General features: G+C 53.8%; 15 protein-coding genes. 1 reads left to right on the forward strand and 14 read right to left on the reverse strand.

The window, feature by feature from the left end; translation table 11 throughout:
- Nucleotides 1–274 precede the first annotated feature (274 nt).
- The 4 genes from MCJ35_RS20625 to MCJ35_RS20640 form a co-directional block, all read right to left on the reverse strand.
- Nucleotides 275–478 (reverse strand): hypothetical protein, encoded by a 204-nt coding sequence (locus MCJ35_RS20625; protein WP_008719834.1) that lies wholly within the window; start codon nt 476–478, stop codon nt 275–277.
- Complete coding sequence (locus MCJ35_RS20630; protein WP_008719836.1) at nt 478–1,179, reverse strand: GntR family transcriptional regulator; 702 nt, start codon at nt 1,177–1,179, stop codon at nt 478–480. The genes MCJ35_RS20625 and MCJ35_RS20630 overlap by 1 nt, the downstream gene beginning before the upstream one ends.
- A 78-nt stretch (nt 1,180–1,257) precedes the next feature.
- Complete coding sequence (gene ispE / locus MCJ35_RS20635; RefSeq protein ID WP_240299634.1) at nt 1,258–2,154, reverse strand: 4-(cytidine 5'-diphospho)-2-C-methyl-D-erythritol kinase; 897 nt, start codon at nt 2,152–2,154, stop codon at nt 1,258–1,260.
- 254 nt (nt 2,155–2,408) lie between these two features.
- Nucleotides 2,409–3,137: a YesL family protein gene (locus MCJ35_RS20640; RefSeq protein WP_025485541.1), complete on the reverse strand. Its 729-nt coding sequence runs from the start codon at nt 3,135–3,137 to the stop codon at nt 2,409–2,411.
- Between the two features lie 172 nt (nt 3,138–3,309).
- On the opposite strand from MCJ35_RS20640, the gene MCJ35_RS20645 reads away from it, so the two are divergent.
- Nucleotides 3,310–3,981 carry a hypothetical protein gene (locus MCJ35_RS20645; protein WP_025485539.1) on the forward strand — a complete coding sequence of 224 codons (672 nt, stop codon included), beginning with the start codon at nt 3,310–3,312 and terminating at the stop codon, nt 3,979–3,981.
- Here MCJ35_RS20645 and MCJ35_RS20650 read toward each other — a convergent pair.
- The 10 genes from MCJ35_RS20650 to MCJ35_RS20695 form a co-directional block, all read right to left on the reverse strand.
- Nucleotides 3,896–4,837 carry a GNAT family N-acetyltransferase gene (locus MCJ35_RS20650; protein ID WP_025485538.1) on the reverse strand — a complete coding sequence of 314 codons (942 nt, stop codon included), beginning with the start codon at nt 4,835–4,837 and terminating at the stop codon, nt 3,896–3,898. The genes MCJ35_RS20645 and MCJ35_RS20650 overlap by 86 nt on opposite strands.
- A 31-nt stretch (nt 4,838–4,868) precedes the next feature.
- Nucleotides 4,869–5,387: a peptidylprolyl isomerase gene (locus MCJ35_RS20655; RefSeq protein ID WP_008719844.1), complete on the reverse strand. Its 519-nt coding sequence runs from the start codon at nt 5,385–5,387 to the stop codon at nt 4,869–4,871.
- A gap of 56 nt (nt 5,388–5,443) precedes the next feature.
- On the reverse strand, nt 5,444–6,847 hold the full coding sequence (locus MCJ35_RS20660; protein WP_025485537.1) for an MATE family efflux transporter: 1,404 nt from the start codon (nt 6,845–6,847) through the stop codon (nt 5,444–5,446).
- Nucleotides 6,848–7,018: 171 nt separating this feature from the next.
- Complete coding sequence (locus tag MCJ35_RS20665; protein WP_025485536.1) at nt 7,019–8,080, reverse strand: TRAP transporter substrate-binding protein; 1,062 nt, start codon at nt 8,078–8,080, stop codon at nt 7,019–7,021.
- Nucleotides 8,077–8,988: a response regulator transcription factor gene (locus MCJ35_RS20670; protein WP_025485535.1), complete on the reverse strand. Its 912-nt coding sequence runs from the start codon at nt 8,986–8,988 to the stop codon at nt 8,077–8,079. Before MCJ35_RS20670 ends, MCJ35_RS20665 begins: the two co-directional genes overlap by 4 nt.
- Nucleotides 8,969–10,435 (reverse strand): sensor histidine kinase, encoded by a 1,467-nt coding sequence (locus tag MCJ35_RS20675; protein WP_025485533.1) that lies wholly within the window; start codon nt 10,433–10,435, stop codon nt 8,969–8,971. Before MCJ35_RS20675 ends, MCJ35_RS20670 begins: the two co-directional genes overlap by 20 nt.
- A gap of 26 nt (nt 10,436–10,461) precedes the next feature.
- A complete protein-coding gene (locus MCJ35_RS20680; protein ID WP_025485532.1) occupies nt 10,462–12,969 on the reverse strand; it encodes a glycoside hydrolase family 28 protein in 2,508 nt (835 codons plus the stop codon).
- Between the two features lie 127 nt (nt 12,970–13,096).
- Nucleotides 13,097–15,391: a glycoside hydrolase family 28 protein gene (locus tag MCJ35_RS20685; RefSeq protein WP_081739189.1), complete on the reverse strand. Its 2,295-nt coding sequence runs from the start codon at nt 15,389–15,391 to the stop codon at nt 13,097–13,099.
- A 137-nt stretch (nt 15,392–15,528) separates the two neighbouring features.
- Nucleotides 15,529–16,374 carry a sugar phosphate isomerase/epimerase family protein gene (locus MCJ35_RS20690; protein ID WP_034577524.1) on the reverse strand — a complete coding sequence of 282 codons (846 nt, stop codon included), beginning with the start codon at nt 16,372–16,374 and terminating at the stop codon, nt 15,529–15,531.
- Entirely contained in the window at nt 16,362–17,483 is a 1,122-nt protein-coding gene (locus tag MCJ35_RS20695; protein WP_025485528.1) for a glycoside hydrolase family 88/105 protein, read from the reverse strand. The genes MCJ35_RS20690 and MCJ35_RS20695 overlap by 13 nt, the downstream gene beginning before the upstream one ends.
- Nucleotides 17,484–17,526: the final 43 nt, after the last annotated feature.

Genomic DNA, 17,526 nt, shown 5'->3' on the forward strand with positions numbered 1-17,526 from the left:
CCTGCATCAGGCTGCTGCCCGGTCTGCCTGCACCAGGTTACTGCCCTAACTGCCTGCACCAGGTTACTCCCCTGACTGCCTGCACCAGGTTACTCCCTAACTGCCTGCACCAGGTTACTCCCCTGACTGCCTGCACCAGGTTACTCCCCTAACTGCCTGCACCAGGTTACTCCCCTAACTGCCTGCACCAGGTTACTCCCCTAACTGCCTGCACCAGGTTACTCCCCTAACTGCCTGCACCAGGTTACTCCCCTGACTGCCTGCACCAGACACCTCATCCCTTCTGCCCGTCCAGCATATCCTGGAGCGCATCATCGCTCTCATCAATCCAGACATCCTCTTCCTCCGCATTCAGGCCCAGGTACTGGGCCAGGGTGCGGGGATCGTCGCTGTTGTTCCAGCGGCTTATATAACGGTCTATCTCCTCAAAGGGAATCTCCCCTGCAAGATACCGTTCCTTAAATGTGCCTTCTGCCATCATTTCCTCCCCCGTCCTGAAACCACGGTATCCTGTTCCTTGATATTGCGTGAAACCGTGATTTCCTGGTTGTCAATATGTTCCCTGGTGGCATTCTTCGCATCCGCGATATTGCGGCTCCTGAGTGCCTTCAGGATATGTTCGTGCTCCACCAGCAGCACCTGCCTCTTATCCTCATCCTTTATATACTCCAGGCGGTAGCGGTACATCTGCTCCCTCAGGTTATTAAGCATCTGGACCAGCTTATCATTACCCGTGCCCTGATAAATCACATCATGGTACTGCTCATCCGTTTCCGCAATGGTCATGGCTTCCCCTTTGGCAATTGCATTCCTGAAATTTCCCTGCACGCGCTCCAGTTCATCCATATCCTCCTCTGACATCCTCTGGCAGGCAAGTTCAATGGCAAGCTCCTCCAGGGAACGGCGCACCTCCAGCACGTCCCTTAAACTCTTTTCCGATATCTTGGCAACCTCCGCGCCTTTCCTTGGAATCATGAGCACCAGGCCTTCCAGTTCCAGCTTGCGGATAGCTTCCCTTATGGGCGTCCTGCTGACCCCCAGCTTCTCAGCCAGCTGTATTTCCATCAGGCGTTCCCCCGGTGCCAGCTCCCCCTTAAGTATGGCCTGGCGCAACGTGTTAAATACCACATCCCGCAGCGGCAGATACTCATTCATGTTAACCTTAAAATTATTCTCCATTCCGTGAATCCCCTTTCCTGTACAGCCTGATACGTATCTTCTGTATGACTGCTCCACATGTTCCTTCTATAATAATAGTTATGAATTCCTTCCCACATTAAAAAAGTTAGTCAGGTAAACCTGTTTGGCAAGTTCTGATTCCTTTCCAAAACGCAGCGCCTCATATGCGTCCTGCGCAGCCTTGGGGTTGGTAAATAGTCCGAATACCGTTGGGCCGCTGCCGCTCATCATGGCATTGATTGCGCCGTAATCCTTCATTACCCCCTCAATCCTGTCAATGATGGGATACTTCTCCCCTGTCACCAGTTCCAGCACATTGCCGAACTTGCCGGCCACATCCAGCAGGTCCCTGCGGCGTATGGCTTCCACCATGCCGTCTATGTCCGGGTGGTCTTCCGGCGCCAGATCCATGGCGTCCAGGCTTTCGTAAACGGTTTTGGTGGACACGCTGATGCCTGGTTTGGCAATCAGCACCTGGCACTGGGGCATGGGAGGCAGCTCCGACAGCTTTTCCCCGATTCCTTCTGAAAGCGCTGTCCCTCTCATGAGACAGTAGGGGATATCCGCCCCCAGGGTCACGCCCCGCTTCATCAGCTCACCAACAGACAGTCCAAGGCCGAACATCTTATTCACCCCGAACAGCACGGAAGCAGCATCCGTGCTTCCTCCCGCCATGCCGGCTGACACAGGGATGAACTTGCGCAGATGGATGGAAACGCCCTGCCTGATGTGGAATTCATCCATCAGAAGCTTTGCAGCCCTGTACGCCAGGTTCTGCTCATTGGTGGGCAGGTAGAACAGGTTTGTCTCTATCCGGATGCCTGGTTCACTGGTCCTGTACAGGTCAATACGGTCATGAAGCCCAACGGTCTGCATGATCATACGCACTTCATGGTATCCATCCTGGCGCTTTCCCAGCACATCCAGGGCCAGATTGATTTTGCCGTATGCTTTTAAGCGTAAATGTGTAATCATCCCCGTGCTCCTCTTTATGTATATTGTTTGTATCTCTGTTTTTATAATACATTATATTGTATACAATACTTTTTGCTTTTTTTCAAGTACAAAATGAAAAATACAGCAGTTTTTTTGCAAAAGCCCCTGTCATGTAAAAAGCGCTGCCCATAGCAGGTGTTACGGGCAGCGCTTTTATATTGTAAGGAAACGTGGGGGTATGGGTGTATTTATGGGGTATGGATATGTTTATGAATCATATATGTTTTAACAGATTATCTGCCTTTTAAACTCTCGATGGCCTGCTTCATGGCCTCGTCCTCTTCTCCCAGCATCGGCGTCCCGTCCGTATGTTCCTCGTTCTCCTCCGGTATGTAGCGTTTAAAGACGGAGTTGAAAATATAGGAATTAACAAATGCCAGAAGGGGCATTCCAAAAAGCATGAGGAGCACGGACATCTGTGGCAGGTAAAACAGGCCGAAGTATGAGGCGGCCACGATTGCAGCGTCAGCCGCAAGGATGCCCAGGGTCTGCAGGAGATGCCTGGCAGACATGAAGAAGGCATTGAGCAGTGTCCTTTTCACCGGATTATAGAATCTGGCCTGCAATGGAAATGCATAAGACGCGATGAACAGATAGATTAAGAACATGCCCCCGGAAACCGCTGTAAGCACAACGCTTAACACGCTCCCAAGCCCCATCTGTCCCGTGGCAAAGAACCAGAAATCAATGCCCAGCACAATGCCTGCCGCCAGAAGGATCATCCAGATTGCAGTGGCCTGTCTGAAATTCCCCTTGAAGGAATGGAAAAAGGAACGGATGGTGGAATCCCCCTCATCCCGTACCAATTTAAGCGTCACATAATACACGGCCGTGGTGGATGCGCCTATGGTGAATACCGGGATGGAACAGACAATCCAGAGGATGTTAAGAAGAATCAGGTCCCCCAGCTTCCCAATGAACCGCCATACCGGATTATCGTAATTAAAAAAGCCCTGCAACATAGTATGTCCTCTTCTTTCTGTAGATAAAATCCTAATGAACCTGGTGTTATTCTATCATATTAGCTGGAAAATGCAAAGAGCTGGATTCATTTCATAAAATTTTCATACACTGTCCCATATTCTATGATATACTACAGGAAATGACATTTTTATTGCGGAAGGAACCATCCCCATGTCCATACGGAAAGAAGCAGAAACTGAAAAACAGAAGTTAAGGAACATGCCCCCCAAAGACAGGGCATGGTATATCTGGGAATACTATAAATTCCATATCCTGGCCCTTATCCTGGCGGTTGCGGCACTGTGGACCCTTGGCAGCATACTGTACCGACAGACCTTCACCACACGGCTGTCCATTGCCATTGTCAATGACCGGGCAGGAAACGCCAGTTCCACGGCCAACCTGGAAGCCGGCCTGAGGGAAGCCCTTGGGTTTGGCAAAAAGGACCTGATTGAGATAAATGAGGGCCTGACAGCCCGTTTTGGCGAAGAGGGCATGTCCCAGTTTGAATACGCCAGCCTTGCCAAGATATCCGCCCTGGTTGCCAGCAGATCCCTGGATGTATTCATTGGGGACCAGGAGGCGGTGGGCCACTACGAAACCGTCAATGCATTCCAGGACCTGGAAGAATACCTTCCCCCTGAACTCTACAGCCGGGTAAAGGATTCCGTCTACAGCGCAGAGGATGAACAGGGTGTCCTTAAGCCCGTGGCCCTTTCCCTTGAGGGAACCTCCTTTGCCAGCCAGACCGGGATTGTCATGAACCCGCCTTATCTGTCCGTGATGTCCACCTCTCAGCATAAAGAAGAGGTGCTTCAGATGATTGAATACCTGTTCCGCTAATACATTCCATCCCCAGGCCTTCCGCCACAGCGCGGCTGGCCTGGTTTTTTGTCTGAATCATGGCGCAGAGCCGGACCTCAAGTACCTCATGGGCATAGTCCCTGATGGCTGCGACGGCCTCCCCGGCATAGCCCATACGGCGGAAGGGCCGGAAAATATGATACCCCAGTTCCAGCCAGGGCAGGCATTGCTTCTGCCCCGCCCTGTCCGGTCCGGGATCCTCACTCCCGGAAAATGCAGTCCCAGGAAGCCCAGTCCCAGGAAGCCCAGTCCCAGGAAGCCCAGTCCCGGGAAGCCCAGTCCCGGGAAGCCCAGCCCCGGGAAGCCCAGTCCCAGGAAGCCCAGTCCCGGGAAGCCCAGTCTCAAACCGCCTGAGCATTTCTTCCAGGTCTTTGGGCAGCCGCGGGTTGGATACGCCTGCCATACCCACCAGCGCACCGCTTTCCTTCTTCTCCAATGCCCATGTGCCATACTCGTAGAAACCATACTGCTTTTCAATGTAATGGGCCATCAGCTCCGGGGACCGGAATACATTTTCCTCCATGCCGTACTCCTCTTTTGGTATCCGGACTGCATCGCTTTTCACGAACTCCCTGATAATCAGCCGTTCTGTTGTCCCGATTATCCATGGAAGCCCTATGTGGCGGCGCAGCACCAGCTCTGCCAGTTCCCTGGTGGCGGATGTGAAATCAGGAATGATGTAGTGGGCGCACGTGATATTCCATTTATTTCCATCATTCTCAACGCCAATAATGGCCCTTCCGGCTGCTTTCGCTGCCAGAAGGGCCTCAGGCTCATCTGATATGACCACTGGATGGGACCTGCCCTCCAGTGATATATTGTATTCCATTACCATATGTGGCCTGCTTTCTGCCTCTGCACTAGAATCAGCATGTCTCCGGTTCCGGATATGTCTCCCCAAAGGTTTCCACTGTCATGGACTTAATCTTCTGCTCCTTTAAAGGACGGTCCTGGTAATCCGTCTGCACTGCCGCAATCCTGTCCACAATATCCATGCCCTCGGTAACCTTGCCGAATGCGGCATAGGAACCGTCCAGATGGGGTGAGTCCTTGTGCATGATGAAGAACTGGGAACCCGCTGAGTCGGGGGCCATTGCCCTTGCCATGGACAGGACGCCCGGGGTGTGCTTCAAATCATTCTTAAAACGGTTCTGGGAAAATTCACCCTTGATGCAGTAGCCTGGGCCGCCCATGCCGTTGCCGTTGGGGCATCCGCCCTGAATCATGAATCCACTGATTACCCGGTGGAAGATCTTACCGTCATAAAAGCCCTTGTTAATCAGGCTGATGAAGTTATTCACTGTGTTCGGTGCAACCTCGGGATATAATTCTGCCTTCATCACATCCCCATTGTCCATGGTAATGGTAACTACTGGATTGGTCATAATGTCATTCTCCTTTTTGTCGCCGGCCGGATATTCCCGGCCCTATTCTTTTCTAACTATAACAAATTCTGCCCGGTTTGTCCAGCAGACTGCTTTTTCCTGTCTTCCTTCTGCATTTTCCCGAAAATATGGGCCAGCATGATAACGGCCGCAGCTGCCAGCACGAACTCTGCCGTGAACTGGGCATAGGCAAGGCCGTACAGTGGGAACAGCCAGTTTAACAGATAAAGGGCGGGAATCTCCAGCACGATCTTGCGCAGGATGGCAAAGCTCAGGGCCGCGCCGCCCATACCGATGGCCTGGAACACGCCCACTGCCAGGAAATCCATGCACATGAAGGGAAGTCCCAGGCAGAAGCCCCGCAGGAACCTTGTGCCATAGGCCACGATGGCGTCATTGTTCATGAATGCCCTTGTCATCACGCCCGCTCCAAAGTAATAGCCCAGGGACACCACCACCAGGAAAGGGAGCAGGGTCTTGATGGTAAAGGATACGGTCTCCCTCATGCGCTTATGGTTCCCGCTGGCATAATTGTAACTGATAAGCGGCATGATTCCCTGGGAGAATCCAATGGCAATCTGAAGGGGAACCATGTTGATCTTCTGGGTGATTCCCATGGCAGCCACTGCCTGGGCGCCATAGGCAGATGTAAAATTGTTCAGGATTGTCATACCGGTAACGTTCAGCAGGTTCTGGATGGCAGCCGGGACGCCCACGCCGCACACGCCCAGCACAATTGCCTTCTGCATGGAAAACTTCCTGGGCAGTATGCAGACAAAGGTGGTCTTCCTCCTGACATACAGCAGTACAAAAAAGTAAATGCAGGCAACACAGTTGGAAAGGAACGTCGCCAGTCCTGCTCCTGCCGCCCCCATATTAAGTCCCCATGGAAGGATGAAGATGGGATCCAGGATGATATTTAACAGACAGCCGCTCATGGTTCCCACGCTGGCGTGGAGGGAGGCGCCCTCAGAACGGACCATATAAGCCATTACCACGTTCAGGATGGCAGGGGCCGCTCCAAAGAGCACGGTCCACTTAAGATATCCCGCCGTAGCCGCCACCGTGTTGGAGTCCGCACCTAAAAGCCCCAGAAGGGGCCCCTGGAACATGGTGCACAGAAGGGAAAATATGATTCCGCAGAACAGGGAGCAGTAAAAACCGAATGCGGAACTGTGGCGGACCGCCTCATAGTCCTTCCTGCCCAGCGCCCTGCTCATCATGCTGGAGCTTCCCACGCCGAACAGGTTATTGACCGCATTGAATGCCAGCAGTACCGGCGCGGCCAGGGTTACAGCCGCGTTCTGGACCGGGTCGTTCATCATACCCACAAAATAAGTATCAGCCAGGTTATAGATTACCATGACCAGCGAGCTTAAGATGGTCGGCACTGCCAGCTGCATGACCGCCTTTGGTACCGGTGTCTGCTCAAATAAAACCGTCTTCTGGTTATCCATCATTTGTATACAACCTCCTTGCCTGGCGCAGCAGGCCGCTGCGCGCGCTTCCTTCTATTCTATCACGGCAGGGATTGCAAAACAAGACGTTCATTTTATACCCCAGGGAACCGGATATCCAAAAAGCGGTTCTGAGGGCATGTTTGATAATTCATTCCCGCCATCCCCACGCCTTTAGGCTTCAGGTCCTCCCATCTGCCGTATCTCACTGAGGATATCCTCATAAGGCTGGCCGTACATGTCGTAAACAGGCCGGACCATTTCCCGGAAACCTGTTTTATCCTCAGGGTACAGGATGCGCACCCCAGCCTTTTCCAGCACCTTCCATTGTTCGCGCTCATATTCCGTCCAGAGTTCCCTCTGCCTTAAGGAGGATTCATACGCCGCCTGCCGGATGGTATCCTGGTCCTTTTGGCTTAGCTGTTCCAGTACATGACGGTTCATGATTACCATTTCCGGTATCCTCACATGTTCATCCATAATCATATAGGGGGCTTCGTGGTAATGTCCGGCGCTGGCATAGCTGGGAAAGTTATTCTCAGCCCCGTCGATTCCGCCGTTCTTCAGGGCCTCCCTCACATCCTCATAGGGCATGTCCACGGGTATGGCACCCATTGTTCCGATGACATCCATCATGAAGCTGCTCTCCTGGACCCGGATCCTCATGTCCTTTAGGTCGGCAGGGGACCTGATTTCCCTGGAGGAGGTATAAAAATTCCTGGCTCCTGCCCCATACCAGCACAGCCCCTCAATCCCCTTTTCCTCCATGCTTTCCAGATACTTATCTCCCAGCCCGCTGTTAAGCACGCGCCACATATGTGCTTCATCCTTGTATAGATAAGGCATCTGAAGGGCAAGCAGCTCCTGGTTGTAACTGGTCAGAAGGGCAATGGATACCCTGGCCATGTCAATGGAGCCATATTCCACTTCCTTGACGGTTTCGGCTTCATTTCCAAGGACAGATGAGTGGTACACCTGAATCTGTATCCGGTTGTCCGTGCGTTCCCTTACCAGCTGGGCAAAATAGTCGCAGGCCTCGGACGCGGGATGGTCCGGCTTCTGGTTGTTGGCCAGGCGCAGCAATATCCGCCCGTCCTTTTCCATGGGCGTGTTCCAGCTTACTGTCTTCACTTCCCCGCTGTCCTTAGGTCCGCGGCCCGCATCATCCCGGCAGGCCGTTAGCAGGACCATGCATCCGGCCGCAGCAAGGCAGATGCCTATCCATTTCTTCTTCATCGTATCTGCTCCCCCTGTACGCCGTCCGGCTGGAAAAAGCACTTGTTCCTGTATTCTATGGGCGTCATTCCAGTCTTCTTTTTAAATATCCTGGTAAAATAATTGGAGTCCTCATACCCCACCATGATTCCGGCCTCGCGTATGGTCAGGGCCGGGTTTTTCAGATATTCCATGGCATGGCCTACCCTGATGTTAATCAGATACTCCTTGCTGGAAATGCTGTAAGCCTGCTTGAACATTTTATTGAAATAATTGGCTGAGACCTGGAACATACGGGCCATGGTATCCACCCCGATATCATCCATATAGTGAAGGTCCATGTACTGCTTTCCTTCCTGGCTGATTTTTACGGCCCTTGCGCCGAAGGATTTTATGGCTTCGTCCAATGTGTGTGACCCGCTGTCTGATATATGTATCCCTGCGCCTGATACATGTGCCCCTGCGCATTCCGCACGTACCCCTGCGCCTTCCGCACATTCCCTGTTTCCATACGCCGGGTTCCTGTCCTCTGCCGTCCGTCCCATTCCTCCCGCTGTCCCGTCCACACGCTCCCTCACACGCTCCAGGACCTTTTTCAGTTCGCAAGGGTCCACCGGCTTCACCAGGAATTCCGTGGCTCCCAGGGAGATGGCCTGTTTGGCATACTGGAATGTAGCAAATGCAGTCAGGAAAATGATGACGCATCCTTCCTTCCACTGCCTGAGGCGCCGGGCGGCCTCCATACCGTCCAGTTCAGGCATTTCTATATCCATGAGCACCACATCCGCGTCCAGTTCCATCGCCTTTTCCACTGCTTCCCGGCCATCGGACGCCTCTTTTACCTGCCCGGCCCAGGGACAGTAATTCCGTATCATCCTCTGGATGGTTGCCCTTGATATCATCTCATCGTCAGCTATCAGAATCCTCATGTGTCCTGCACTCCTTTGCATTTATCCGGATTTCCACACAGGTTCCCCGCCCTTTCCGGCCGGATATCCGGATACGGCATCCGGGGAACATAAGTCTCAGGCGGCGGAACACATTGCCTGTCCCGATTCCGGACGCACGGTTGTCCTGCCTTTCCTTTCCGGCGAGAAGCATTTCCCTCTGGGCTTTTTCCATGCCTGCCCCATTGTCCAGGACCTGTATCACCAGTTCTTCCCCCCGCTCCATGATACGGATGGCCACCACACCGCCTTTGGGCCTTACAAGGATACCGTGCCGGATACTGTTTTCCACCAGGGGCTGCAGCGTAAAGGATGGGATTTCATAGGATTCCAGGTCCACATCCGCTTTCAGGACATAGGAAAGACGCTCTCCAAAGCGTTTCTTCTCAATGTAAATGTAATCCTTTATCACGGTAAGCTCCTGGAACAGCGGTACCCGGTCCGAATGGTTCTCCAGACTGTACCGGAACAGTCTGGACAGGCTGCGTATCAATTCTCCCGTGGTACCGGCCCCTTCCATGTCCGCCATACCGTTAATCACATTTAATGTGTTGAACAGGAAATGCGGGTTAATCTGGGACTGAAGGGCGGAAAACCTGGCTTTTTCCAGCTCCATTTCCTGTTCATAGAGCTGTTCCGTCAATTCCTGCTTCTCATGGAGGGTGGTGATGACCGACTTCATGCTGTCCTTCATCTGGTTCACGGCCAGGTTCAGCTGGCCGATCTCATCCCGCCTTCTGACTGGCAGTTCCTTAATGTCAAAGTTTTCCATCCCCACCTGACGCACAAAGGCCGCCAATGCCAGGATGGGGTCCAGAAGCCATTTTGTGATGCAGCGCCCAAAAATGATGCATACCACCATCACTGCCGTCATGAGCAGGAAGGCATTCTGCTGTCCCATCACCACGTTACGGCGGATATCCTCATGGATCCTGTTGCCGAACGTAAGGTTGTCCTGAAGCAGTTCTTCTGTGTAACGCTTCATCAGCTCCGATATCTCCCACAGCTGAAGTTCCCGTTTCATCTCATCCTTCGGTTCCAGGGGCGCCCTGGCCAGGCTGTCATAATGATGGTACAGGTTCCGGATGGACTGTACCCGCAGGAAGCCTTCCTCCGACATATCGTCTGCATCCCGGACCATCTGCGCCAGCAGTTCCTTAAGCCTGGTGCCTGAGGAGACAAACATGCTCCAGCTGTTTTCTTCCCTGTCCCGGAGGTACCGCTGCCACAGCTCCATATTGCTGTCATAGACCGAAATGAACTCATTGATGGTATAATAGCGCTCCACCAGCCGGTCCAGCTGCTCCTCAAACCTCTGGCTGCTGTTTATGGAATACAGGTTGGATAACAGGAAAACAGCCACAATGAACCCCAGGAATACCAGGACCCTTGTCTTGATTGATTTTGCTTTTTCCTTTTTATCACCCATTTCCAGTCCTTTCCCCCATACAGGCCTTATCTGCGGTTAAAATCAGAGATTGCCATCACACAGTCAATCAGTTCCTGCTGTGTGGCCCTATCTCTTGGCCGGTAGTATTTCCCTTCCTTTGCGCCCACAAATCCCAGATAGGAACTGACCCCCACGCCGGAGCGCAGGCCAGGCCGGATATCCCCTGCATCCTCATAATCAGGATACACAATCATCAGTTCTTCATAGGGTATCCCGCAGGCCAGAAGGGCAATCCGCCCCATCTCATCCCTGGCCACCGGATCATCCGTGTCCATCCGTATGCCCTGTTCCTCCAGAACGGATTGTATCTTCCCGGCCTCCGGTCCCCAGAAAGCGGACAGGATCCCGGCACATTCCTTCATGGTGACTGGTTTATCCGGCTTCAGCCAGCGGGCGTCCACATATCCCCTGGACAGGGCGCCTCTTACCGCCCCATCCTTAAACCTCTCCTGCTCGTCCCCTGTCAGCACCCGGTATGCCATGCTCTGCCCTTGATTCCCGTAAGGATCCCTGGCTGTCAGCACCAGGTATTTTCCCTGCATGTCATCCGTGATTTCCAGACTCCTGCCACGTCCTGCGCAGGAGGCGGCCCGTATACCCGCCTGGCCTGTGTCCGTGCTGTCTGCACCATGGCCATCCGCCTGCGCCCCATATGGCTGGTCTGTAAGATACCATTCATAGGACAGGCCGCCCATACCGGCTCCCAGCAGTTCCCCAGCTGCGCGGACCGTCCCTCCCGCCACGAAGGTTCCCTCCGCCCTGACATCCACCGGGCGCGGGTATGTATGCCCATTGATACGTACCTGTTCCAAAAGGGGATCCTTCCAGTTCCTGGCCCTGACCTCGTGGTCCACGTCCCGGATATCCACATCCACCAGCTCCAGCCCGGTGATTGGGACCTGGTCAAATGCCTCCATGAAAATCCCGTATGTACCGCCATTGGCCGTGAAATCCTCAATCCGTATATCCCTGTATTCCGGCAGATAACTGCCCATCCACCCCTCGTCGTACAGCATGGTGGCGTGGATGGATACATACCGGATATTGGATGCCCTGGAACCGCGGATGTAGATGCGTTCCACCACGCCGCCCCTGGCAGCGTTGGATTTGAAACGGATTGCATAGTCCAGGGACTGGGTGCCGAACCGGTTGTCATCCGCATAGATATCCCTGATATCCCCGCTCATCTCACTGCCGAACGCTATGCCGCTGGTCCCCCCGGCAAATTCATTTCCCCGGATTACCATGTTCCGGGCAGACCAGCCAGTCTCCTTAAGCTCCCATCCGTCCCGGTTGCGGCCGGATTTAACAGCCACCCCGTCGCCTCCCACCTGGAACCGGCAGTCCTCAATCAATACATAATTGCAGTTTTCCGGGTTGCAGCCGTCATTATTGTTGAAGTTCCCATCCACCTCAATCCCCCGCACCGTCACATTGGTGCACAGCACAGGATTCACGCCCCACATAGGCGGGTTTTTAATGGAAATGCCTTCTACCAGCACGTTTTCACATCCAATGACCTGTATGAAATTAGGGCGCAGGAAATGGCCCTCGCCAAAGACCCGCTTCCTGACATCCACGCCATCGTCCACCATGCGGCGCAGGATTCCCACGTCAGAGGACGAGGGCCTGGTGTAATCCTGTCCGATATACGTATCCCCATACCAGCTCCACCATGTATCCTGGTCCGCCTGTCCGTCCAGCCTGCCTTTGCCGGTCACGGCTATATTATCCTGCCCATAGGCGTATATCAGGGGACTCCAGTTGTAACAGGGCGCTCCCTCGTAATACGCCAGCACCAAAGGATAATTCTCCGGGATGATGTCCCTGGTAAAGCACAGGACCGTGTCCTCTGATTCCAGGTGCAGGTTGACATTTTCCTTCAGCACAATGGCTCCTGTATCAAAGCTGCCCTTGGGTATCACCACCATGCCTCCCCCCTGGGCGCTTACATGGTCAATTGCCGCCTGGATTGCCTTTGTATCCAGGATACCGTCATCCGGAACCGCGCCGTAATCCGTCACATCCACCCGCAGATTGGGGAATACCGGGTCGTGGATCTGCTCCAATATGGATTCCGCCGTACTCCAGCTAGGAGAGGTCCGTTGGGCATTGGAAGCCGGGCTTCCAGAGGACATAATACTTCCGTCCACATCTCCCACCGTATTCTTCCCGTTATGTATCCCGGCGTTTTCTATTCCCTGGGGCACGGCACTGTCCATTCCCTGGCTCCCGGCAGCATCCACTCCCTGGCCCCCGGCAGCACCCACTCCCTGGCTCCCGGCAGCACCCATTCCCTGGCTCCCGGCAGCATCCACTCCCTGGCTCCCGGCAGCATCCACTCCCTGGCTCCCGGCCGCATCCACTCCCTGGCCCCCGGCAGCATCCATTCCCTGCCCCACAGCCACGCCTTGTCCACCGCCCGCGCTTCCATCCATATCACCAGATGCACAGGCAGTAAGCAGGATTGCGATGGCCGCGGCGGCCAGAAGTCCTGTCCTGTTCCTCATCATAAACACGTTTCCTTTTCCTCATGTTAATTGATTTCTATTGTATTCATTCTCCGGACTCCCGTCAATACAGGAAAAGCCGCCGGAATATCCGGATACGGATTTCCAGCGGTCTTTTCAACAGGATATGCTATCTTCTGGCGTATACCGCCACTTTATCCAGTACATCAATGACAATGGCAAAGTCAGCATTCTTTTTAGGTTCAAATTCATTGCCCTCAGCGGCCTTCATGAATCCAAAGTCATCGCAGGTCGCCACATTGGTATGGTAATACACGTCAATGTCATCCGTGTCATCATAAGTAGGGGTTGCCCAGAAGGTTGTCTCATCATAGGGCGCGCCGCAGCTCTTGATGGCGATATCGGCCAGTTCCTGCCTGGTAACCGGGTCTTCCGGTGCAAATGCCCCGTCCTTCAGATCCATCATGCCTTTTTCAATGACAGCGGCAGCTATGGCGTACTGCCCGTCCTTGGCAGTCAGGTCTTTCAACTCCACATCGCCCTTTGGCTGTGTCAGGTTCCACATACCGGCTAACATCTTTGCAACATCATACCGGGTCACTTCCTGACCCAGGTCCACGGTTGCCGCCGGGTCTAAAAGACCCTTGGCCGCCAGTCTCATGACGCTGCCGCTGAGCGCATTTCCTTCCTCCACACCGCACACGGGACCTGTGGGAAGGATGGTGTAGGCAATGCTGGTATTCTGGTTTCCATTCTCATCCGAGGCAGTTACCTTTAAATACTTGCCTTCCAGGCCTTCCGGCAGGGTCCACTCCTGGCCCTGGCCCGCTGTTTCGTATGTTCCGTCCTTTTTATCCGATACCTGCCAGGTATAATTAAGACTTGCGGGGTCTCCTCCCAGAAGGATTGAATCCGCCTTTACCACACGCCCGGCTGAGGGGATGCCGTCCATCCTTGTGTCTGAGGGAGCCGGATATTTCATGCCGTTAATGACCACATTTTCAAGGACAGGGTTTTCCCAGTTTACTGCGCGCAGGGGATTCTCCACTTCGTTTAATTCCACATTGCGCATGACCAGACCCGTTACAGGGACATCCTCAAAGGCTTCCACGAAAATACCGAAGTCCCCGCCCGTGCTCTTCAGGTTTTCAATGGTTATGTTCCTGAACTGAGGCATATAATCCCCATGCCTGCCTTCCTCATACAGCATGGTTGCATGGACCACTGCATCGGAAACAGACTGGATGGTGGTATTCCTCAGGTAGATATTCTCAATGATGCCCCCGCGCACGGCGTTGGTCTTGAACCTGAGCGCGTATTTCAGGTTAGGGCTGTTGAACTGGTTGTTGTCCGCGAATACATTGTTGACGCCTCCGCTGACCTCGCTGCCGATGGTAATGCCGCCATGGCCGTCCGCAAATATATTGTTGCGGATAATGATGTTCTGGGAAGGCGTGTTGGTGGCCCGTCCGTCTGCATTGCGGCCTGATTTGATGGCAATGCAGTCATCCCCTGTATCAAAGTAGTTGTCCTCAATCAGCACATAGTTGCTGCTCTCCGGGTCAATGCCGTCATTGTTGGCTGCCTTGGTGCTGATATGGATTCCCCTTACGGTCACATTGGTACAAAGCACGGGGTTGACCTCCCACATGGGGGAACGCAGGAGGGTGACACCTTCCACCAGTACATTCTCGCATCCGATGACCTGGATGAAGTTGGGCCTTAAGAAATGCCCCTCGCCGAATATGCGCTCTTCTACCGGCACACGGTCATTGTTCATATTAATCAGGGCCGTACGGTCATCATCCTGGTAATCCGTCATATAATCCCTGGACATCCAGCACCACGGAGTGCCGTCGCCAGCCTGTCCGTCCAGGGTTCCCTGTCCAGTCAGGGCAATATTGACCGCGTCCTTGGCATAGATGAACGCGCTGTAGTTATACATGGGCTGCCCTTCCCAGTGGGAATAGACCAGGGGATAATTGTCATGATTGATATCCTGTGTGAACTGAAGCTTGGTCTCCTTGTCCTCCAGGCACAGGTTCACATTGTCCTTCAGCGTGATGGCGCCGGTGTCATAGGTGCCCTTTGGTATGACCACCTTGCCGCCGCCCTTTTCAGATACCTCGTCAATGGCTTTCTGGATGGCTTGTGTGTCCAGCTTATCATCATCCGCAACAGCGCCGTAATCCAGTACATTTACGGTTAAATCCGGGAACCTTGGGTCGCTGATATGGGTCAGTATCTCTTCTGCCATATCCCAGGTCATGCCGCCTTCCCCGCCTTCATCCCCGGTTTCCTCAGCCTGTGCTTCTGTTTCATTCTCTGTTTCTTTCGTTGTCCCAGCAGCCGTTGTAGATGGCGCTGCCTGCTGTGTATCTGCTGTTTCCTGGCTGCCGCCGCATGCCGTAAGCCCTATGGCTAATGCTGCCGCCAGGGAAATTCCCCATATTTTCTTTTTCATGACACTTGCTCCTTTAGTATGTTCGGTTCATCCATTTATAAGGCGCGCGTTCCTTATCTGACCTAATTATACTAATCCGGTCCGTGTCCGGGCAACAGGACTTTTCCGCTATTCACAGCATTTTTCGGAACCAGCGCTTAAGCTTCATCATAAAGCGTTTTCATCCTGGACCCGCACCAGGCGGCATTTTCCGGGACCGTGTTCTCCAGGGTGGCGTAAATGAAGGGCTTCTCCTGTTTTATGAACCTCATGATGGATGTATAGTCCATCTCACCTGTTCCCGCGCCCACTGCCTTCAGCCCATGGCCTTCGGGCACGCGGATATAATCCTTAAAATGCACCATGGCAATATCCCTGCCCAGAAGCTCCATTGCCTCTGCAAACACCTCTTCCCTGCGGTCCACATTGTCCAGGTCCAGCATGTTCACCGGGTCGAACAGGATCTGAAGGTTGGGGGAACCGATCTCATCCAGCACGGTACGCGCACGCCTGGGATTCCACACGATGTGCCGGGCCACCGGCTCCAGCGCAAGGATTACCCCGAACTGTTCCGCACACCGCACCACCGGCTTAATATTCTTTATGAAGGTGGACAGGGCCGCGTCCGTCCTGCATTCCGGACAGTATTTATACTCAGGGTTGGGGGCACCTGTTTCTGTCCCCACCATGCCGCAGCCCAAAAGGGATGCGAAGCGGATATGGGCGTAGTATTTTTCCAGGGACGCGCGGATTACCTCCTGGTCCGGATGGGCCAGATTCAGGTAATTGCCAAGGACAGCCACATCCATCCGGTTCTGTTCGAACAGATGCTTCAGATAATGGGCATAGCCGGGTGTCAGGGCAGAAGGGCCGCAGGGGTATTCCTTCATTGCCTTGCTAAGGGCCAGATGGACACAGGTATAGCCTTTTTCCCTCACAATGGGGAGAAGTCCTTCCATGGGCAGATTTTCCGCGTCATGAAGGCGCAGTCCTAATTGGAGCATGGATGATTCCCCTTTCTTCTGAGCTGTTCGCTTACCGCCATCATGCAGGCAGCCGCGCCATGCTGGTTGTCGGTCATCTGTGCCTCACTTATGTAGTACTCCGGGGTTCCGTTGCGGTCCTTGCGGTTATGGGGGTCCGGCCCGATTCCCAGGCCCGCACTTGCGCAGATTCCGTGGAGATGCCAGCTATCCTCCTCTTTTTTAAGCCAGGTACGGCGGATGCCTTCAAGGACCTCATTTCCTTTATCCCAATAGGAGCCGTCAAGCATCCCAAGGCGGGCGCCCTTCATCAGGGCATAGGCTGCCATGGCGCTTCCCGATGTCTCGGGATAATTGCCTGGAAGTTCCCCATGGTCCACGGCCTGGAGGAACATATGGGACTCCCTGTCCTGATACTGCAAAAGGCCATCCAGACCATTTTTAAGAAGTAATGCCAGCTCCCCTGCCCGCGGCGTATGATCCTTTGCCAGCTCATATACATCCGCCAGCGCCATAAGGAACCACCCCTCCGCCCGGAGCCATACCCCGGGGCTACGTCCGGTCACCGGGTCCGCCCAGTCCGCCTTACGGCTTACGTCACAGCCGTGCAGGTACAGCCTTGTCTTTTCGTCCCACAGCAGGCGGTGGGTGCTTTGAAACTGGTCCATGATGTCATCCCACCGTTCCTCACCGTTTTCTTCCAGGCATTTTGCGTAAAACGGCATGGCCATGTAAAGGCCGTCCAGCCACACCTGGTTGGGGTAAATGTCCTTATGCCAGAAGTTGCCGGTGGCTGTCCGGGGATAATGTTCCAGAAAAGCATATGCCCTCCCAACCCCGCGTCCATACCTCTCATCCCCGGTCAGGTCCCGGAGGATCCGCAGGGACTTGCCAAAGCTGACCTTATCAATATTATTTTCATCCTCTTCCCAGTTGGCAACCCTGCCGTCCTCATCCACCAGCCACTTACCGGCATCCAGGATGTAACGGTTCCAGCGCGGATCGCCCGTGGCATCCGCCAGGAAGGCTGCTCCTGTTACACAGAGGTCATTCTTATAATTCCAGGGCCGTTCACTGAGGAAACGCGGAAATGCCGTCTCCATGTACTGTGAAAAATACTCTAACCACATATTGCTTCATTCTCCTTCACACTCTATAAAATTCACTGAACCG

Source organism: Enterocloster sp. OA13 (genome assembly GCF_022440595.1).
GTDB classification, from domain to species: domain Bacteria; phylum Bacillota; class Clostridia; order Lachnospirales; family Lachnospiraceae; genus Enterocloster; species Enterocloster hominis.